The sequence below is a fragment of the Nocardiopsis sp. NPDC006198 genome (genome assembly GCF_040613895.1).
Classification (GTDB): Bacteria; Actinomycetota; Actinomycetes; order Streptosporangiales; family Streptosporangiaceae; genus Nocardiopsis; species Nocardiopsis tropica.
In genome coordinates, this window is sequence record NZ_JBEXSY010000003.1 from 1 (window position 1) to 18,096 (window position 18,096).

16 protein-coding genes are annotated in these 18,096 nt (G+C 75.5%); 8 read left to right on the forward strand and 8 right to left on the reverse strand.

Features of this window, described 5'->3' with window-relative positions; translation table 11 throughout:
* Nucleotides 1–138: 138 nt before the first annotated feature.
* On the reverse strand, nucleotides 139–759 hold the full coding sequence (locus ABZ234_RS02945; protein ID WP_267949843.1) for a LysE/ArgO family amino acid transporter: 621 nt from the start codon (nucleotides 757–759) through the stop codon (nucleotides 139–141).
* A 72-nt stretch (nucleotides 760–831) separates the two neighbouring features.
* On the opposite strand from ABZ234_RS02945, the gene ABZ234_RS02950 reads away from it, so the two are divergent.
* Nucleotides 832–1,743 carry a LysR family transcriptional regulator ArgP gene (locus tag ABZ234_RS02950; RefSeq protein WP_355010760.1) on the forward strand — a complete coding sequence of 304 codons (912 nt, stop codon included), beginning with the start codon at nucleotides 832–834 and terminating at the stop codon, nucleotides 1,741–1,743.
* 93 nt (nucleotides 1,744–1,836) lie between these two features.
* On the opposite strand, the gene ABZ234_RS02955 is transcribed toward ABZ234_RS02950, so the two are convergent.
* Together ABZ234_RS02955 and ABZ234_RS02960 are read right to left on the reverse strand one after the other, a co-directional pair.
* Nucleotides 1,837–2,679 carry an aminoglycoside 3'-phosphotransferase gene (locus ABZ234_RS02955; RefSeq protein ID WP_355010761.1) on the reverse strand — a complete coding sequence of 281 codons (843 nt, stop codon included), beginning with the start codon at nucleotides 2,677–2,679 and terminating at the stop codon, nucleotides 1,837–1,839.
* 148 nt (nucleotides 2,680–2,827) lie between these two features.
* Nucleotides 2,828–3,289: a GNAT family N-acetyltransferase gene (locus ABZ234_RS02960; protein ID WP_267949840.1), complete on the reverse strand. Its 462-nt coding sequence runs from the start codon at nucleotides 3,287–3,289 to the stop codon at nucleotides 2,828–2,830.
* Between the two features lie 289 nt (nucleotides 3,290–3,578).
* Between ABZ234_RS02960 and ABZ234_RS02965 the strand changes: the two genes are divergently transcribed.
* Complete coding sequence (locus ABZ234_RS02965) at nucleotides 3,579–3,884, forward strand: hypothetical protein (protein WP_267949839.1); 306 nt, start codon at nucleotides 3,579–3,581, stop codon at nucleotides 3,882–3,884.
* Nucleotides 3,885–3,959: 75 nt separating this feature from the next.
* On the opposite strand, the gene ABZ234_RS02970 is transcribed toward ABZ234_RS02965, so the two are convergent.
* Entirely contained in the window at nucleotides 3,960–4,778 is an 819-nt protein-coding gene (locus tag ABZ234_RS02970; protein ID WP_355010762.1) for a siderophore-interacting protein, read from the reverse strand.
* A 489-nt stretch (nucleotides 4,779–5,267) separates the two neighbouring features.
* On the opposite strand from ABZ234_RS02970, the gene ABZ234_RS02975 reads away from it, so the two are divergent.
* Together ABZ234_RS02975 and ABZ234_RS02980 are read left to right on the forward strand one after the other, a co-directional pair.
* Nucleotides 5,268–5,618, forward strand: a complete 351-nt coding sequence (locus ABZ234_RS02975; protein ID WP_267949837.1) for a DUF3817 domain-containing protein — start codon at nucleotides 5,268–5,270, stop codon at nucleotides 5,616–5,618.
* Between the two features lie 401 nt (nucleotides 5,619–6,019).
* On the forward strand, nucleotides 6,020–6,829 hold the full coding sequence (locus ABZ234_RS02980; RefSeq protein ID WP_355010763.1) for a peptidoglycan recognition family protein: 810 nt from the start codon (nucleotides 6,020–6,022) through the stop codon (nucleotides 6,827–6,829).
* A 145-nt stretch (nucleotides 6,830–6,974) separates the two neighbouring features.
* On the opposite strand, the gene ABZ234_RS02985 is transcribed toward ABZ234_RS02980, so the two are convergent.
* Nucleotides 6,975–10,145, reverse strand: a complete 3,171-nt coding sequence (locus tag ABZ234_RS02985; protein WP_355010764.1) for a BTAD domain-containing putative transcriptional regulator — start codon at nucleotides 10,143–10,145, stop codon at nucleotides 6,975–6,977.
* A 107-nt stretch (nucleotides 10,146–10,252) separates the two neighbouring features.
* Here ABZ234_RS02985 and ABZ234_RS02990 point away from each other — a divergent pair, with 107 nt between their 5' ends.
* From ABZ234_RS02990 to ABZ234_RS03005, 4 genes are all read left to right on the forward strand, one after another.
* Entirely contained in the window at nucleotides 10,253–11,014 is a 762-nt protein-coding gene (locus ABZ234_RS02990; RefSeq protein ID WP_355010765.1) for an SDR family oxidoreductase, read from the forward strand.
* A gap of 132 nt (nucleotides 11,015–11,146) precedes the next feature.
* Nucleotides 11,147–12,037: a LysR family transcriptional regulator gene (locus tag ABZ234_RS02995; protein WP_344180600.1), complete on the forward strand. Its 891-nt coding sequence runs from the start codon at nucleotides 11,147–11,149 to the stop codon at nucleotides 12,035–12,037.
* A 103-nt stretch (nucleotides 12,038–12,140) separates the two neighbouring features.
* Nucleotides 12,141–13,226, forward strand: a complete 1,086-nt coding sequence (locus tag ABZ234_RS03000; RefSeq protein WP_267949832.1) for an S-(hydroxymethyl)mycothiol dehydrogenase — start codon at nucleotides 12,141–12,143, stop codon at nucleotides 13,224–13,226.
* Nucleotides 13,223–13,855 carry an MBL fold metallo-hydrolase gene (locus ABZ234_RS03005; RefSeq protein ID WP_355010766.1) on the forward strand — a complete coding sequence of 211 codons (633 nt, stop codon included), beginning with the start codon at nucleotides 13,223–13,225 and terminating at the stop codon, nucleotides 13,853–13,855. The genes ABZ234_RS03000 and ABZ234_RS03005 overlap by 4 nt, the downstream gene beginning before the upstream one ends.
* 48 nt (nucleotides 13,856–13,903) lie before the next feature.
* Here ABZ234_RS03005 and ABZ234_RS03010 read toward each other — a convergent pair whose 3' ends face one another.
* The 3 genes from ABZ234_RS03010 to ABZ234_RS03020 form a co-directional block, all read right to left on the reverse strand.
* Nucleotides 13,904–14,374, reverse strand: a complete 471-nt coding sequence (locus tag ABZ234_RS03010; RefSeq protein WP_355010767.1) for a GNAT family N-acetyltransferase — start codon at nucleotides 14,372–14,374, stop codon at nucleotides 13,904–13,906.
* Nucleotides 14,375–14,512: 138 nt separating this feature from the next.
* Nucleotides 14,513–15,109, reverse strand: a complete 597-nt coding sequence (locus tag ABZ234_RS03015) for a DUF4352 domain-containing protein (RefSeq protein WP_355010768.1) — start codon at nucleotides 15,107–15,109, stop codon at nucleotides 14,513–14,515.
* 216 nt (nucleotides 15,110–15,325) lie between these two features.
* Nucleotides 15,326–17,896, reverse strand: a complete 2,571-nt coding sequence (locus ABZ234_RS03020) for a M14 family zinc carboxypeptidase (RefSeq protein WP_355010769.1) — start codon at nucleotides 17,894–17,896, stop codon at nucleotides 15,326–15,328.
* Nucleotides 17,897–18,096 lie beyond the last annotated feature (200 nt).

Sequence of the window (18,096 nt, forward strand, 5' to 3'; positions counted from 1 at the left end):
AAAACACCCCCCCAACACCGTGGTGAGCCCGGGAATCCTTGGGCTCGTCACCGTCTTAACCCCGGGGGGCCCCGCCCCCCCCGGGGCCCCCCCCCCCGGGGGGCCGGGCCCCCCGGGGCGGTGCGGGCGGGCGGCGGCTCAGGCGCCGAGGGCCATCCGGACGCCGAGGGTCAGCATGAGTGCGGCGATGAGCGCGTCCAGGACCCGCCAGGCCCCGGGCCGCGCGAAGAGGGGGCGCAGCAGCCGCGCGCCGAACCCCAGGGCGAAGAACCACGTGAGGCTTCCCGCGACCGCGCCGGCCGCCCACCACCAGCGGGCGTCGCCGGCCTGCTGGTTGGCGAGCGAGCCGAGGAGGACGACCGTGTCCAGGTACACGTGCGGGTTGAGCCAGGTGAGCACCAGCGCCGTCGCCACGGCGGCCCTGCGGCCGTCCCCGGCCGCGCCGCCGACCACGAGCGCCCCCGGACGCAGAGCGCGGCGCACCGCGATCAGCCCGTAGGCGACGAGGAACCCCGCGCCGAGGAACCGGACGGCGGTGACGAGGCCGGGGGCGGCCCCGAGGACCGCGCCGACGCCGAGGACCCCGGCGGTGATGAGCAGTGCGTCGGACAGGGCGCAGACCAGCACCACGGGGAGGACCGTGCCCGGGCGGCCGTCGATGCCGACGCGCAGGACGTAGGCGTTCTGCGCGCCGATGGCCACGATGAGCGCGAGTCCGGTGCCGAATCCGAGCAGGGCGGGGAGGAGTGTCTCGTTCACCGTCAGAACGCTAGGGCGAGGCGGGCGTGCAGTAAAGCTAAAGTTTCTCAGGACCATGAAGAGAGGCTTAAGATGCCGTTCCAGTTCGACCACCTGCGCACCCTCACGACCCTGGTCGACGAGGGCACCTTCGAGGCGGCCGCGCGGCGGCTGCACGTGACCGCCTCGGCGGTGTCCCAGCGGGTGCGGGCGATGGAGCAGAGCACGGGGAAGGTCCTGGTGCAGCGGACGAACCCGGTGCGGACCACCCCCGCCGGGGACGTGGTCCTGCGCTACGCGCGCCAGGTCCTGCTCCTGGACGCGGACACCGCCGCCGAGCTGCGCCTGGGCGGCGGGGACGGGCCGGGCGGCGGGACGGAGCCGGTGTCGGTGCCGCTGGCGGTGAACGCCGACAGCCTGTCCACCTGGTTCCTGGACGCGCTGGCGGAGGCGCCCCCGGAACCGGGCACGGTGTTCGAGATCCACCGGGAGGACGAGGAGCACACCACGTCGCTCCTGCGGTCGGGGACGGTGATGGCGGCGGTCACCTCGACCCCGGAGGCGGTCCAGGGGTGCGCGGTGGCGGGACTCGGCGCGATGCGCTACCGGGCGGTGTGCAGCCCGGAGTTCGACGCGCGCCACCTGGGCGGGCGCGCGGACCCGGAACTGCTGCCCCGGGCGCCGGTGGTCAACTTCGACCGCAGGGACGACCTCCAGGACCGGTTCCTGCGGGAGACGACGGGGCGGGAGCCGTCGGGCCCGCGGCACTACATCCCGGCGTCGGAGGACTTCGCCCGGACGGTGCTGCTGGGGTTCGGGTGGGGTGTGGTGCCCGAGCCGCAGTGCGTCGCGGAGATCGGGGCCGGGCGGCTCGTGGAACTGGCCCCGGGGCACCCGGTGGACGTGCGGCTGTACTGGCAGCGGTGGAACCTGAGGTCGCCCGCGCTGGACCGGGTCTCCGAGGTCGTCCGGGCGGGCGCGGCGGCCCGCCTCCACCCCTTCTGACCCGGTCCGCCCGGACCCCGGGTCGGAGGGGCCGACTGGGGGTGGTTCGGACTCTCCCGGTCGCGGGACGCGGCCGCCCCGGCCGGACGCGGCTCAGCCTCCGGGACCGCGCTCCTCGGGCACGGGCCAGAAGAAGCTCTCCAGGAGGTCGTGCAGCCGGAGCCGCTCGGGGTCGATCCGGTCGCGGCCGTACGCGTCCAGGAACCTCTCGGCCGAGGCGGGGCCGAACTGGGGGTTCATGTGGCTGCGCAGGCTCCGCGCCATGTCCGCGACGTCGGAGTGCGGGTCCGCCGTGCCCGCGCGGCCGACGTCCACGAACCCGGGCCCGCCGGACCCCGCGACGAGCACGTTGGGCAGGCAGAAGTCGCCGTGGGTGACCGCGGGCCCACCGTCGCCGAGGGCCTCGGCCGCGCTCTCCAGCTCCGGCAGCACGGCCGCGGCCGGAGGGCCCTCCCTGCCGGCGATCTCCCACGACCTGTCGGCCAGTCCGGACGCGACGCGCTCGCGGACCTCCGGGAGCACCGACGACAGGGACCGGTCGAAGGGCGCGTCGTCCGCGGCCGTCGCGTGGAGCTCCCGGGCGGCGCGGGCGATCCGGTCCACGACGGAGTCCCGTTCCCCCTCGGGCCAGGGGTCGGAGGCCGGACGGCCGGGAAGCGCCCGCGTCGCGAGCCAGGACCCGCCGTCGTCGGCGCCGGCGCCCAGGACCTCGGGGACCGGCACTCCCAGCCGGGCCAGCCACTCCAGGCGTGCGGTCTCCGCCGCGAGGTCGCGGGCGAGGCGGCCCCGCGCGTCGTCGACCAGCTTGACGAACGCGACCGGTCGTCCCCGGGCGTCGAGCAGGCGCAGGACCCTCGCACCCGAGAGGCCGAGTCCGACGGTCTCCCGCCGGACGGCGCCCGTTGCGCGTTCGATGGCCCTCACCGCGTCCGCCATGGACCCGATCGTAGATTTCGGGGCGGCCCCGCGCCAACCGCGCCGGCGGCGGGGCTCCGGTCCCGGCGGCTCCCGACGCCCCCGGCCCGCGCGAGGCGGTGGCCGGGAGCGGGCGCGCGTCCCGGGCGAGGACCACCACCGGCCCGGGCTACCCGGCGCCGCGGGTCCGTCGGCCCATGGGCGGCCACGTCCCGTCGGGGTCGGGCACGGGCGCGAACCCGGCCTGCTCGAAGAAGGCGACGCGCTCCTCCACGTGCTCGCCCTCCTCGGGTTTCAGGAACACCCAGCGTGTGCCCGACCGTCCCGCCACGGCCACGAACGCGTCCAGCAGCCCCGTGCCGACCCCCCGGCGCCTCCACTCCGCGTCGACCACCAGGGCCAGGACGTACCCGTGGGGCGGCGGCACCGGGGCGCCGGGACCCGTGTAGGCCCCGTCGAGGATCCCCTCGATCCAGCCGACCACGGTGTCCCCGTCGACGGCGACCAGGACCACCATCCCCTCGGGCCACTCGCCGTCGGGGTACCCCTTCACCTCGAAATGCGGGGCCGCGCGCACGATCAGGCGGGCGATCCCCGCGCCGTCTCCGGGCAGGGCACGACGAATCAGCATGACGGCACGGTACCGACCGGCCCGCTCCGGCCACCGGCACCACCCCCGCGGCGGTGCTCCCCGGCGTGTCGCGGACCCGCCCGCCCGAGCCCCCCGCAGGAGGGCGGACGGCCGGTCGAACGTCGGCGGCCCCGGCAGGTCCGAGCCCCCGCGCGCGGGAGGGACGGGCCGCGCCCCCCGCGCACGCCGGGGCGCCCCGGGATTCGGCCCGACCCAATCGCCCCCGACCTGCGGTTTCGCACTCCGGGGAGTACGCGGACCCGGTCTCCCCCCTGCTAGCTTCCCCTGCATGAGAATGCACGAGCGCCCCAGTCCCACCGAGGTCATCTCGGCGTGGATCCCCCACGACGCCCGCTGGCACGAGTCCGCGCGCTCGGCGGCGATCACCGGTGAGGAGGCCCTGCGCCGGTACGTGACCGGGCTGGTGCGCGACCACAGGGACGGCGACGGCGGCCGGGAGCTGGTCGACGACCACGACCTGCACAGCGTCGGGGCGGTCGCCGAGGACCTCGGCGTGGCAGGGCTGGGGGGCGTGGACTGGCGGCGGGTCCGGGAGGCGATGCTCGTCCCGCTGCGGGAGCGCGGGACCGGCTGAGACCCGCCCCGGCCCCGGAGCCGTCGGGGCCGGGGCGCGCGGGCACGGGCCCCGCGCCCGTCCTCCCCGGGCTCCCTACTCGTCGTCGTCCTCCGCGTGGTGGTCGAGGTTGGAGGTGCCCCGGCGCCAGTAGCCGTCGACCTCGCAGGTCGCGTTGCGGACGAACCCGCGCTCCTTGAGCAGGCGGCGGATCGGCTTGAGGGTGTTCGCCTCGCCGGCGGCGTACACGAACCCGTCCCCCTCGGGCAGTTCGAGGGAGCGGAACGCCTCCAGCAGCAGGTCGGTGGTGCCGGGCTCGGCCCCTCCCCGGTGCAGCCAGGTGATCCGGGCCCCGGCGGGGGCCTCGAGCTCCTGCTCCTCACCGGCGTCCGCCACCTCGAAGAACGCGAACACGCGGGCGTCGGCGGGCAGTTCCTCCACGTAGCGGGCGGCGGCCGGCAGCGCCGTCTCGTCCACCAGCAGCACGTGGTGGTCGAACTCCCCGCTGATCCGGGCGGTGCCGCGGGGGCCCAGCACGCCCAGCTTGTCGCCGCGCCGGGCGGCCTGCGCCCAGCGTCCCGCCGGGCCGTGGTCGTGGGCGACGAAGTCGACGGTCAGGCGCCGGGCGCCCGTGTCGAGCGCGCGGACGGTGTAGTCGCGGAACACCACGCCGGGGGCGCGGAAGTTCAGGCAGCGGTCGTCCTCCACGACGGGCAGGACGTGCCCGCCCTCGTCGTTGGGGAACCACAGCTTGACGTGGTCGTCGAAGTTGGCGCTCTCCATCCCGGCGAGGTCGGGCCCGCCGAGGTGGACGCGGATCATGCGCGGGGTGACGCGCTCGACGTCGGCCACTTCGAGGACGCGCGGCTTCAGGGGGTACCTCTGGACGCGGCGCTCGTGGGTCGGGGTGCTCACTGCTTCTCCTCGGTGGTGTGGTTCCGCCCTGGGCGGAGACTGCGGCGGGAACGGGCGCGGGCGGCTCGAACGCCCGACCTCGGAACACCGCTGAGGGTAGCCTTGCCTAAACCCTGTTCCTCTCCCGGGGGCGGCTCGCGGGGTGCGGCCGACAGTCCCGCGCGGAGTGCGGCCCGGCCCGGCGGGCTCCGGCCGTCCGGGCACGGCGGCGGGGGCTCCGGCCGAGGGCGCGGAGCACCTCCGGGACGGGCGTCCCGCACGGAGACGTCACCTCCCCGAAACGCAGCGGGGGCGCGGCGCCCGCCGTCCCCGCGGACGCACACCCGGACACGGCCGGGGCCGCACGCCCCGCGGGGGCGGAGGACCGCCGTGCTCGACCGACGGACACCCGAAGACGGACATTCCACATCATGTCCTAGCCTGGAGACCCATCCCGGCCCCTAGCGCCGGGATCCGCCGTGTCCAGCGAGAACGAGTCCGAGGAACAACGTGAACATCAGTCCCCGCGTCACAGCGACCGTCTTCCGCGTGGTGGCGGTCTTCGAGGCCTTCACCTGGGCCGGCCTCCTCGTCGGCATGGGGTTCAAGTACCTCGGGAACGGCAGCGAACTGGGCGTGCAGATCTTCGGCCCCCTGCACGGCGGGGCGTTCATGGTCTACGTGGCCGTCGCCCTGGCCGCCGCGCTCCACCTGCGCTGGGGCGTGTGGCCGACGCTGGTGGCCCTGGCCGCGTCCGTTCCTCCCCTGGGCACCCTCCTCGCCGACTGGTGGCTGCACCGCAGCGGGCGCCTGACGGCCGGCGCGAAGGAGCGCGACAGGGCGCCCGAGCCGGTCGCCTGAGACCGCACCGACCCCGCGGGGCCCGGTGGGACCACGGGTCCCACCGGGCCCCGCGCCGTTCCCACGCCTCCCCCGACCTCGGGATCCGCGTTCCCGCCGTGTCGCGCAAAGGCGGGGCGCACACCGGTCACGGTCTTTTCGCCAATGGCTTCGGAAACGACAGGGAAATGTCGGGCGAATGACACCGGGGAAACCTGGAAACGCGTCGGTGACGTCATCGCGCACCCCTCACGAAAGCCTTTCCCCCTACACCCGGTCGGGACCTCTGACTACGGGGGCAGGTGGTTTGCATTCTGACCGGAAGCGGACAGAGAAATCTCCGGGTCACCCTTTGCGCACGGTCCGTGGTCCGTGTTCTTTTATGAACTGGCAAGTAACCACCCCCCACGAAGGGTCCCCCCATGCCACACACCCACCCGTCCGGACCGGATCGGCGCACCATCCTGCGCGGAGCGGCCGCGGCCTCGGGAGCCGCCGTCCTCGGCGGCGCGCTCACCGTGGGCGGCGCCACGAGCGCCTCCGCCCAGGCAGCCCCCTCGTTCCTGTACTGGCGGGGCGCCTGGAACGCCCGGCCGCCGTCGAGCCCGATCCAGGTCCTGGCCAACCGGCCGAGCTACATCGTGGTCCACCACACCGCGACGCCCAACAGCACCAACTACTCGCTCGACCACGCCCTGGCCCTGTCCCGGTCGATCCAGAACTACCACATGGACAGCAACGGCTGGATCGACGCCGGTCAGCAGCTGACCATCAGCCGCGGCGGGCACGTCATGGAGGGCCGCGACCGCACCCCGGAGGCCGTCGGGGCGGGCCACCACGTCGTGGGAACCCACGTCGCCAACAACAACAGCACCTGCATCGGGATCGAGAACGAGGGCACCTACATGACCACGGGGCCCACCCAGGCCCTGACCAACGCCCTCGTCGCCACCCTGTCCTGGCTGTGCGGGGCCTACGGGCTCAACCCCCAGAGCGCGATCCGCGGGCACCGGGACTTCAACGCCACCGCCTGCCCCGGGGACGTGCTGTACGCGATGCTCCCCGACCTGCGCAACGCCACCGCCTCCGTGCTCACGGCCCAGGGCGTGGACCTCGACTCGCTGCGCGAGCCCTCCGGTGAGGGGCCGACCTTCCCGCCCGTGCCGGAGGACGAGCCGCAGCGCGAGTTCTACCACGGCCCCGGCCGGGGACCCGACGACTTCACCCGCTGACCCGGCGCGAGAACGCCTCCCCGTTCGGCGTCGCTCGTGCGCGTCTGCCGGCGGTGCCCGCCGTCCCCCGGCGGGCACCGCCCCTCCCCGGGCCGTCCCCGCCCCCGTTCCCGGCCCGGGCCGCCGTTTCTCCCCGTGCCCCCGCTCAGCCGGCGCGGGACCCCGCCCGGATGCGCTCGGTGATCCGGTCGACGTCCCAGCGCTCGGCCGGGGGCAGCGGCATGCCGACCCCGTCGCGCAGGGCGCGGGCACGGTCCAGGAGTTCGGCCGCGGCCCCGTGCTCCCCCGCCAGGGAGCGCGCCCCGGCCAGCCCCTCGAGCGCGAGGGCGACGGCGCGGGGGTCGCCGCCGCGCTCGGCCTCGCCGAGCCCCTGCCGGTGCAGGTCGAGGGCCTCGGCGGCGTCACCGCGCTGCTCGGCGACGAACCCCAGCTGGGTGAGGATGAAGGCGGTCCCGATCCGCCCGTCCACGCGCCGGTTCCACGCCAGGCGGCGGCGCAGCGACCGCTCCGCCAGGTCGAGGTCGCCCCGGCGGCGGGCGGTCAGCGCGATCCCCGCGTCGGAGTGCTCCTGCGCCACGCGCAGCGCCCGGGAGTGCAGCGCGTCGGCGCGGTCCAGGTCGCCCTCCAGGAGGGCGATCCTCCCCAGGCCGGCCAGCTCGAGGGAGACCGTGCGCCACAGGCGCAGCTCCTCGGCGATCCGCAGCCCCTCGGCGTGCCGGGCGGCGGCGTCCCCGAAGTCCCCGAGCGCCTCCGCCGCCTGGGCGAGGACGTCGGAGGCGTGGAGGACGCCCCACCGGTCCCCCAGCCCGCGCAGAACGCGTTCGCCCTCCGCGGCCAGGCGCAGCGCCTCCGCCGGGGAGCCCTGCACGAACGCGGTCCGGGCGAGCCCCACCCGGCAGACGGCGGCGCACCAGGGGTCCCCCGCCTCCAGCGAGGCGGCGAGCGCCTCCTCCGTCCGGCGGGTCGCGCGGTCCAGGTCGCCGAGGCCCCAGCGGGTGAGCTCCGAGAACCAGGCCAGCCGGGCGCGCTCGGCCGGGTCACCGACCCCGGCGAGGTCCTCGTCGGCGGCGGCGCGCCTGCTCCGGTCGTCCTCGGACCCGGGTGCGGACAGGGCCGTCCGCCACACGACGGCCCGGGCCCGCGCCTCCCCGCCCCGCAGCGTCCGGTCCGGGGAGGGCGCACCCGCGACCGGGCCGGCCCCCGCGCAGAGCGCGGCGTCCAGGGCGTCGCGGGCCTCCCCGGTGCGTCCGCGCAGGTAGCGGTACCAGCACAGGGCGTTGGCCAGGCGGGCCGCGAGGTGGGCGTCGCCCTCGCCGACCGCGAACTCCAGGGCCGCGCGCAGGTTCGCGCTCTCGCGGTCCAGGCGCTCCAGCCAGTGCCCCTGCTCGGGGCCGCGCAGGAGCGCGTCGGCGCGCTCGGCCAGGTCGGCGAAGTGGGCCGCGTGGCGGGCCCGGGTCCTCCCCGCCTCCCCGGCCTCCTCCAGCCGTTCGAGCGCGTACGCGCCCACCGACTCCAGGAGGTGGTAGCGGGTGCCCCCCGGACGGTCGGCGGCCACGACCAGCGACCGGTCGACGAGGGAGCCGACCAGGTCCAGCACCCGGGCCCGGGGGACGCCTTCCCCGTCGGAGCAGACCTCCTCGGCGGTGTCCAGGTCGCATCCGTCCGCGTGCACGGCCAGGCGTGAGAGCACGGCGCGCTCGGGGGCGTCGAGGGGTTCCCAGCTCCAGTCGATCACCGCCCGCAGGGTGCGCTGCCTGGCGGGCGCGTCGCGGCGGCCCACCCCCAGGAGCGCGAAGCGGTCGTCCAGGCGGGCGGCGAGGTCGGCGGCCCGCATGTGGCGCAGCCGGGTGGCGGCCAGTTCGAGCGCGAGGGGGATACCGTCCAGGCGGCGGCACACCGTGGCGACGGCGGGCGCGGTGTCCGCGTCGAGGGCGAACCCGGCGACGGCGGCCTCCGCGCGGGCGGTGAAGAGCCGGACCGCGCCGGATCCGGCGAGGGCCCCGGGCGTGTCCGCACCGGGTCCGGGCACGTCCAGCGGGGGGACCGCGAACAGGTGCTCGCCGGTCACGTCGAGGGGCACCCTGCTGGTGGCGAGGATCCGCAGGCCGGGGGCGGAGCGCAGGAGCCGGGAGACCGCGTCCGCGACGGGGGCGACGACGTGCTCGCAGTTGTCGAGGACCAGGAGGGGGCCTCCGCCGCGCAGGAGTTCGGCGACCCTGTCCAGGAGCCCGGGGCCGGCCCCGTCGTCACGCACCCCGAGGACGGCGGCCAGCGCGGGGACGGGGTCGCCGTCCGGGGCGAGTCCGGCGAGTTCCACGAACCGCACGGTGTCCGCGGGGTCCTGCGCCGCCACCGCCAGGGCCAGCCGCGTCTTGCCGACGCCGCCGGGGCCCGTGAGGGTGACCAGGCGCCGGTCCGCGACGAGGGGGCGCAGCGCCCGGAGCTGGACGTCGCGTCCGACCAGATCCCCCACGGGCGCCGGCGGGCACCCCGTGCCCGGGGGCCCGGGGCGCCGCGGCCCGGGGTCCGGCGCCGGGGACGGCTCCGGGGCGTCCGCCGGGCCGCGCGGCGGGTCGAGGGAGGGGTCCTGGGCCAGGACCGCGCGGTGCAGGGCCGCCAGCTCGGGTCCGGGGTCGATCCCCAGCTCGTCGGCCAGCCGGGCGCGGAGCCGCTCGTGGGCGGCGAGCGCCTCGCCCTGGCGGCCCGCGCCGTAGAGGGCCCGGATGTGGGCCGCGTGCAGGCGTTCGCGGTAGGGGTGGCGGGCGGCCTCCTCGGCCAGCTCGGCGACGAGCGCGGGGTGCTCGCCCAGTTCGAGGCGGGCCAGGGCCCGCTCCTCCACGGCGGTCACCCGCAGCTCTTCCCACCGGGCGGCGGCGGACAGGGCGGGGTCGGCGTCCGAGAACTCGGACAGGACCGGGCCGCGCCACAGGCCGAGGGCCCGGGTGAGCAGGTCGGCCCTGCCGCGCGGGTCGGCGGCCGTGCCCGCCCGGCGGACCAGGTCCTCGAACCGGGCGGCGTCGAGGTCGTCCGCCTCCAGCAGGTAGCCGGGGGCGCGGTGGCGGACCAGGGCGCGGGCCCCGGGCTCGGCGCGCTCCAGGTCGCCGCGCAGCTGGGAGACCCGGGCCTGGAGGACGGCGGAGGGTCTGGCCGGCGGGCGGTCGCCCCACAGGTCCCGGACGAGGCGGTCGGCGGGGACCGGCCGTCCGCGGGCGAGCAGCAGGGACGCAAGCAGGGCGCGGACCTTGGCGTCGCCGATCCTGACGGGCCCGCCGTCGTCGGTCCACACGGCCAGCGGCCCCAGCACCCCGAATCGCATGTGCCAACCGTAGTGTTCCCGTGGGGGACCCGTGGCGGCCGCGGCCATCGTGGTGGTCACACGGGGAGGCCGCCGGGCCTCCCCACGGGAGACACCTGGCGGGAAAGATGAGCGAGTACAGCGGCAAGCGCGCAGTGGTGATCGGCGGGACGCACGGGATGGGCCTGGGCGTGGTCGAGGACCTCGTCGCCGGAGGGGCCCGGGTCCTGCTGACCGGGCGCAACGAGAAGAACCTGGAGGAGGCGCGCGGCCGGCTGGGGCCGGACGTGCACGTGGTGCGCGCCGACGCCGCCGACCGGGCCGACACCGAGGCGCTGGCCGAGATCGTGGGCTCCGCCCTGGGCGGGATCGACTTCCTCCACGTCAACGTGGGCACGTCGGAGTTCAGCCCGTTCACGGAGGTCACCGAGGAGTCCTACGACCGGATGTTCGCGGTCAACACGAAGGGGGCCTTCTTCACGGTGCAGCGGCTGCTGCCGCTGGTCGCCGACGGCGGGTCCATCGTGTTCACCACGTCGGTCACCAACGTGACCGGGGCACCGGGGATGAGCGTGTACACCGGCACGAAGGCGGCCGTGCTGGGGTTCTCGCGGGTGCTCGCCTCGGAGCTGCTGCCGCGCGGGATCCGGGTGAACTCGGTGGCGCCGGGCTTCGTGGACACCCCCTCCATGGGGGTCTCGGGCCTCACGGAGGAGACCAGGGCCGAGTTCATGAGGGTCGGCGACGAGGCCACCCCCATGGGACGGCACGGCACCGTGGCCGAGGTCGCGCGGGCCGTCCTGTTCCTGGGGTTCGGGGCCACCTTCACCTCCGGCGCGGAGATCCCCGTGGACGGCGGCCTCGGCCTGGGCCTGAGCACGTCCCTCTAGCGTCGCGCCCGGGAGCGCGGCCGGGAGCGCGGCCGGTGTGACGCGGCGGCCCGGCCGCCGCGACCGCCCGCCCGGCGGGCCGGGTCCCCGCGCGCGGTCGGCCCGGCCCCCGGCGCTCGTTAGGCTGGCGCCGTGGAGCTTCGACAGTTGAGACACTTCGCCGCGGTGTGCGAGGAACAGCACTTCACCCGCGCCGCCGAGTACCTCGGCATCACCCAGTCCGGCCTGTCCGCGTCGATCCGGGCGCTGGAGAGGGACCTCGACGCCCAGCTCCTCCTGCGCACCACCCGGCGCGTGAGCCCCACTCCGACCGGCCGCCTGCTGTGGGCCGAGGCCCAGCGCATCCTCTCCGCCGCGGACGGGCTCAGGGACCTGGTGGCCGACGGCGACGGCGTGCGCGGCACCCTGGCCCTGGGCACCGAGCAGTGCATGGGGGTCGTGGAGGCCGCGCCCCTCCTGCACTCCTACCGCTCGCTGCACCCGCAGGTGGCGATCAACCTCCAGCAGGCCGCCACGGGCCAGCTGATGGACCAGGTGCGGGCCGGACTGCTGGACGCGGCCCTGGTGGCGGGCCCCCTCGAGGGCGAGGGGGGCACGGACCTGCTGCGCATCTCGGAGGAGCCGCTGATGCTCCTGGCCGGTCCCGACCACGCGATCGACGCGGGGGACGTGCTGGCCCAGCTGGAGCGGGAGGACTACGTGGACCTGCACCCGGGGTGGGGCGCGCGGGACTGCGCGGACCTCGCGTTCGCCGAGTTCGGCATCACCCGCAGGGTGGCCCTCCAGGTCAACGACGTGTACACCCTCCTGGACCTGGTGCGCCGCCGGATGGGGGTGGCGGTCGTGCCGCGGCCGGTCGTGGACAAGCCGCAGGCGGCCGGGCTGCGGAGCGCTCCCCTGCCCGGCGGCACGCGGTGGCGGGTCGGGCTGGCCACGCCGCGCGGCTCCCACCCCTCGGGCGCGACCCGCGCGTTCCTCGACCTGCTGCGCGAGGAGCACCCGATTGATGACTCCCACGCGTGAATCCCACTCTTCTCACATGTTGGACATGTGTGAGCCCGGTGCGGCATGGTGGCGGGAGCGGAGCCCGCCGGCTCCGGCCAACAGCCACGTCTTGGGAGCCCAGATGTCTCAGCGGGTACAGGGTGTGATCTCCCGTGCCAAGGGAGCACCCGTCGAACTGACCACGATCGTCGTCCCCGATCCGGGCCCCGGGGAGGCAGTGGTCCGGGTCCAGGCGTGCGGGGTGTGCCACACCGACCTGCACTACCGCGAGGGCGGCATCAACGACGAGTACCCGTTCCTGCTCGGCCACGAGGCCGCGGGCGTGGTGGAGTCCGTCGGCGAGGGCGTCGTCAACGTCCGGCCCGGCGACTACGTCGTCCTGAACTGGCGCGCGGTGTGCGGTGAGTGCCGCGCCTGTCGGCGCGGCCGCCCCCAGTACTGCTTCGACACCCACAACGCCACCCAGAGGATGACCCTGGAGGACGGCACCGAGCTCTCCCCCGCCCTGGGCATCGGCGCCTTCGCCGAGAAGACCCTCGTCGCCGCGGGCCAGTGCACCAAGGTCGACCCGGAGGCCTCACCGGCCGCCGCCGGGCTGCTCGGCTGCGGGGTCATGGCCGGGATCGGCGCCGCCGTCAACACCGGCGGGGTGACCCGCGGCGACTCCGTCGCGGTCATCGGCTGCGGCGGCGTGGGCTGCGCGGCCGTCGCCGGGGCCCGCCTCGCGGGGGCGAACCGGATCATCGCCGTGGACCTGGAGGACCGCAAGCTCGAGCAGGCGCGCGGTTTCGGCGCCACCCACACGGTCAACGCCTCCGCCGCCGACCCCGTCGAGGCGATCCGCGAGCTGACCGGCGGTTTCGGCGCGGACGTGGTCATCGACGCGGTCGGGCTGCCCTCCACCTACGAGCAGGCGTTCTACGCCCGCGACCTGGCGGGCACCGTGGTCCTGGTGGGCGTGCCCACGCCGGAGATGCGCCTGGAGCTGCCGCTGCTGGACGTGTTCGGGCGCGGGGGCGCGCTGAAGTCGTCCTGGTACGGCGACTGCCTCCCCTCGCGGGACTTCCCCATGCTCGTCGACCTCCACCTCCAGGGCCGCCTGGACCTGGGCGCCTTCGTCAGCGAGGAGATCGGCCTGGGCGACATCGAGGAGGCCTTCGTCCGCATGGAGCGCGGCGATGTCCTGCGTTCGGTGGTGCGGCTGTGAGCGGCGCGCGCGTGGAACTCCTGACCACCTCCGGTGTGTTCGCCCTGGACGGCGGCGAGTGGGAGGTCGACAACAACGTCTGGCTGGTCGGTGACGACGAGGAGGTCGTGGTCGTCGACGCGGCCCACGACGCCGACGCGATCCTGGCTGCGGTCGGCGGGCGCAGGGTCGTGGCCGTGGTGTGCACGCACGCGCACAACGACCACGTCAACGCCGCCCCGGCGGTGGCCGACGCCGTCGGCGCCCCGATCCTGCTGCACCCCGACGACCGGGTGCTGTGGGACACGACCCACCCGGGCCGCGCCCCCGACGGGGAACTGGCCGACGGGCAGACGGTCGCGGTGGCCGGGACCGGGCTGCACGTGCTGCACACCCCGGGCCACGCCCCGGGGGCGGTGTGCCTGTACGCGCCGGAGCTGGGAACGCTCTTCAGCGGGGACACCCTGTTCCGGGGCGGGCCGGGGGCGACGGGACGGTCCTACTCGGACTTCCCGACGATCGTGGGGTCCATCCGCGACCGGCTGCTGACGCTGCCCCCGGACACGGTGGTGCGCACCGGGCACGGTGACTCGACGACGGTCGGCGAAGAGGCGCCCCACCTCCAGGAGTGGATCGACCGGGGCCACTGACGGTGCGGAGGGGTTCGCGGCCCCGCCCCTGCGGCGGGGCCGTTCCCCTCACCGGTCGAGGACCATCTCCCCGACCACCTGTCCGCCCATCACCCGGCCGGTGGGCCGGAACCCCGCACCCAGGTAGAAGCCCTCGGGTCCGCCCCCGCCCGGCACCCACATCACCGTGAGCCTCCGGTTCCCCCGCACGCGCGCCTCGGCGGCGACGGCCGCGACCGCGAACCGCCCGTACCCCCTCCCCTGCGCGTCCCCGGCGATGTTGAGCCGCCAGATGCCGCAGCGGAAGTCCGGCTCCTCCTCGCCGGGGGCGAAGTTGGCCATGACGAAGCCGACGGCCTCGTCCCCGTCCACGACGAGGCGGGGCCAGGCCGTGGCGCGGGAGGCATAGGCCTCGGCCAGGGAGCGCTCCACGGGGGCCACGAAGGCGTTCTGGTCCTCGCGGACCTTCACCCCGAGGGCGGCGTCGAGGTTCGCGGGGGTGATCTCCGCGAGGCGGAGCGAGGGGGCAGGAGTGGTCATGGCAGGCACCCTAGGGGGCGGCTGCGCCCGGACACCACGGATTTTCCGGGCGGGCACCTCCCGCCCGCCGCCCGGACCGCGGGGCCCGGCGGCCGGGCTCCCTCCCGGGCTCCCGGGACAGCCAGGGTCGTTGGGCCGTCAGTCCACCTCGACCACCAGCGGGCCCTCCGTCGACAACGTGTCCGTCACCTCGACCTCGGTGATCTCGGTTCCCTCCGGCACGTCCACCGCAGCGGTCCCGGAGACCTCGTTGCCCGGGTTGATCTGCTCCAGGAACAGGGAATCGGCTGTCAGGGACCCGCTCGACGAGTGGGTGTTGCCCTCGGAGTCGACGAGGCTGATCGCCGAGCTGTCGAAGGTCGTGGCCTCGGTCCCTGTGTTCTCCACGGTGAGGTCCACGATCGCGTACTCGCCCTGCGCCGTCTCCTGGGAGAACTCGTCCCCGTAGGTGGCGGCCGTCTCGATACCATTCACGGTCACCTCCCACTGGCCGACCGTGCCGGGCTCGCCCATGCCGACGGACTCGGCCTCGCCCGCGTCGTCGGCCGGCTCACCGCCGGATCCTCCGGCGAACAGCGACACCGTGCAGGCGACGCCCAGAATGATCACCAGCAGCGCGGCACCGCCGCAGCCGAGCAGGACCCAGGGCCAGGCCTTCCTCTTCTGCGGGGGCGGTGGCTGTCCGGGAGGCGGCTGCTGAGGGTACTGAGGTCCACCCGGCGGTTGTTCGTACATGGCGCACTGCTCCCCCGCGGGAAGGTCCGGCCCGGACAGGCAGAATTCCCTCCCTCCTTCAAGGGTCACTCATCCGCCCGGAGAAAGAGGGCTCATTACGCCAAAGGCTTTCCGTGCTGAGACCGACGCCTTGACAATTTCCGGGCAAGACCGGGGTCCCCGGACGACCGCGCCGCCCCGGAGTCCTCCTCCGGGACGGCGCCGGTGCGGGCGGGCTCAGTCCTCCTGGGCGAGCGAGCTCCAGTAGAGGGCCTGGGCGACCTGCCCGAAGAGGCCCTTGGGGTGGTTTCGGAACAGCGGCTCGGTGCCGAACAGCACCACGGACGCGCCCCGCTCCGCGACACCGCTGACCACGGAGGCCCGTCCGGCGGCGGCGTCCTGGCCGCCCTCCCCGTTCGCGTCGGCACGCCAGTGCCCGGCCACGAGCGGCCCCTCGGCGGCGTAGGACTGCTCGACGGACACGTCCTCGCCCAGGTCGGTGAACCACCCGGGCGAGTACACGAACGAGTGCCCGCCCGTCCCGGCCAGCACCCCGTCCCCTGCGGTCACGGCCACCACGCCGTTGGCGTCCGGGCGTCCCGCATGCCTGACCACGTCCAGCAGACCGGCCTGGTCGTTGAAGCGGGCGCCCGTCGGGCCCCTTCCCACCACGCCGCCGTGTTCCAGGAACGCGTCCAGGTCCGCGCGGGCCTCCGCGTCGAGGTCGGCGTGGACCAGCCCGCTCGACACGTAGAGCACGTCCACCCCGGTCCAGTCGAACCCGTCGTTGAGCACGCGCGTGGACACCGGTTCGACGTCGAACCCCATCCGGTCGAGGGTGAACAGCTCGTCGGCGGCGCCCGCCACGGCGACGGTCGGCGCCGACAGCGCCTCGCCCCCGCCGTCCTCCGCCCCGGCGAAGACCGCCCCGTGGCGGTCGGAGACACGCTCGACGGCGCCGGCGGCCGACGCGGGGACGAGCACACTGCCCCGCCCGCTCCACGCCACCTCGACGCCGTCGGCGAGCAGGGCGTTGAGGGCCGCGGCCTGGGCCCCGTCGTCCAGTGCCAGCTCCCAGCCGTGCCCGCCCGCCTCGTCCACCCGCCCGGAGGGGGCGGCCGCCGCCACGGGCGCGGTGTCGGCCCCGACCTCGGTGTGGAGGGCGTCGACCCGCGCCCCCCACAGCAGCCCGTGGCTCCATCCGGAGATGTCGTACATCGCGCCGATGTCCTCGCTGATGTCCCGCCCGTCCTCCAGGAGGACGTTGGCCATGCCGCGCTTGGGCTGGTGCATGTCCACCACGTACGTCCCGGCGTCGTAGGAGGTCCCGCCCGCCTCGAAGCCCTCGTTCGCGCGTTCGACGACCACGTCGTTGGCGACGAGCAGGTCCACGAGGCGGGCGGCGGCCGGACCCTCCGCGGGGATCGCGTAGGCGCGCGGGAACTCGGTGGTCCACACGTCCTCCGGGTCGAACCCGGGCACCCACCCCTGCGGGGGCACGACCTGCTCCTCACCGGCCGCGCCCCGGCGGAACACCTCGATCTGGTCGCCGACGAGCTCGTCGCGGTTCTCCCCGACGTAGGCCAGCGTCGCCCCGATGGTGGCGGCGGAGACGTCGGTGTTGATCGCCGAGCGGCGCCGCAGCTCCTCCTCGTCCAGGTCGTCGTAGGCGGCGTTGTTGACGCGCATCGGGAACTCGACCGTGGCGGAGGAGACCGCTCCCTGGTAGGGCGCGTACATGGGGGTGAAGATCGGCGGCCAGTCGTCCCAGCCGTCCTCCCAGTCGCGGAAGGGGATCTGCGGGGGCTCCACCCCGTCGTCCTCGGGCGTGTACCCGAGGTCGAGGACGGCCTCCTCCATGTTCTCCGCGTTCGCGTACGTGTGCTCGATGTAGAGGTCGTACTCGTAGTTCTGGCCGTGCGGGGGCGTCCCCGGCTCGATGAGGGTGCCGTTGACGTACCCGTGCTGGTCGAGCAGGACCAGGGGCTGGGTGTCGATCACGACCTGGCGCACCGCCGCCGTCTCGGGCTGGGAGACGGTGACGAAGTCGCGGTTGAGGTCGAAGCCGCGGCTGTTGGCGCGCTGTCCCGCCACGCGGCCGTCCGGGTTGGCGGTCAGCACGAAGTACAGCCGTGTGCTCTCCAGCAGCTCCTCCGTCGCCTCGTCCGTGCCGGTGGCGAGCTCCTCGATGACCCGCAGCGACGCGTCCGTGCCCTCCCACTCGTTGCCGTGGATGTTGGCGTTGACGAGCACGGGGGCCTTGTAGCGGTCGGGCAGGGTCCTGTCCCGGGCGGCCCGCGCGGGGTCCTGCGAGATCAGCTCGCGCATCCGTCTCTGGTGGTCGGACTCGGCCCGGTTCTCGGGTTCGGTGACGGTGACCAGGTACATGTCGCGGCCCTGTACAGAGGTGCCGACGACCTCCGCGCTCACCCGGTCGGAGGCTTCCTGGAGTTCGTTGAGGGCGGGCGCGATGCCGTGGTAGGGCATGAGGCCGAGCCTGACCGAGTGGTCGTCGGGGTCCTCCGGCGGCTCCGGGAGTGCGGTCCGCCTGGGGTAGGGGGCGTCCGGGTCCACCCCGGCGGCGGCCGGCGGAGCGGCGAACGCGTGCGGGGCGGCGCCGGCCAGGGCCTCCGCCCCGGCGGCCCGGTCGTTGCGCTCGGAGCCGTTGGCGGCCTCCCCGCGCGGGACGGGGTCGGCGGAGGCCGCGCCGGGGGTGGCGAGCAGGCCCGCCGCGACGACGGCGGCCAGTGTGCCGGAGAGGGCGGACAGTGGGCGGGGGCGGGGGCGCGGCTGAGGGGGCTGGTGCACGGGGCTCCTCCTGGGGGTCCCCACCGTTCCTACCGACACGGCCGGTACCGGACAAGACCGTCATAAGTGAAATTCCTGTTTCGCGCGGCGGCGCGCGTGCTCCCCGACCCTCCCGACCGAGGGCACGGCCCCGGCGGCGGCACACGGGCGCGCAAACCCGACCGGGCGCCGGGAGCAGGCGTCCGGGCTCACGCGGGCAC

Excerpts from the sequence above, each read along its gene's own strand:
- ABZ234_RS02980 (WP_355010763.1), top strand. The coding sequence starts at position 6,020 with ATGCCACACACCCACCCGTCCGGACCGGATCGGCGCACCATCCTGCGC.
- ABZ234_RS02965 (WP_267949839.1), top strand. The coding sequence starts at position 3,579 with ATGAGAATGCACGAGCGCCCCAGTCCCACCGAGGTCATCTCGGCGTGG.
- ABZ234_RS03010 (WP_355010767.1), bottom strand. The coding sequence starts at position 14,374 with ATGACCACTCCTGCCCCCTCGCTCCGCCTCGCGGAGATCACCCCCGCG.
- ABZ234_RS03015 (WP_355010768.1), bottom strand. The coding sequence starts at position 15,109 with ATGTACGAACAACCGCCGGGTGGACCTCAGTACCCTCAGCAGCCGCCT.
- ABZ234_RS02990 (WP_355010765.1), top strand. The coding sequence starts at position 10,253 with ATGAGCGAGTACAGCGGCAAGCGCGCAGTGGTGATCGGCGGGACGCAC.
- ABZ234_RS03000 (WP_267949832.1), top strand. The coding sequence starts at position 12,141 with ATGTCTCAGCGGGTACAGGGTGTGATCTCCCGTGCCAAGGGAGCACCC.
- ABZ234_RS02985 (WP_355010764.1), bottom strand. The coding sequence starts at position 10,145 with ATGCGATTCGGGGTGCTGGGGCCGCTGGCCGTGTGGACCGACGACGGC.
- ABZ234_RS02950 (WP_355010760.1), top strand. The coding sequence starts at position 832 with ATGCCGTTCCAGTTCGACCACCTGCGCACCCTCACGACCCTGGTCGAC.
- ABZ234_RS02955 (WP_355010761.1), bottom strand. The coding sequence starts at position 2,679 with ATGGCGGACGCGGTGAGGGCCATCGAACGCGCAACGGGCGCCGTCCGG.
- ABZ234_RS02960 (WP_267949840.1), bottom strand. The coding sequence starts at position 3,289 with ATGCTGATTCGTCGTGCCCTGCCCGGAGACGGCGCGGGGATCGCCCGC.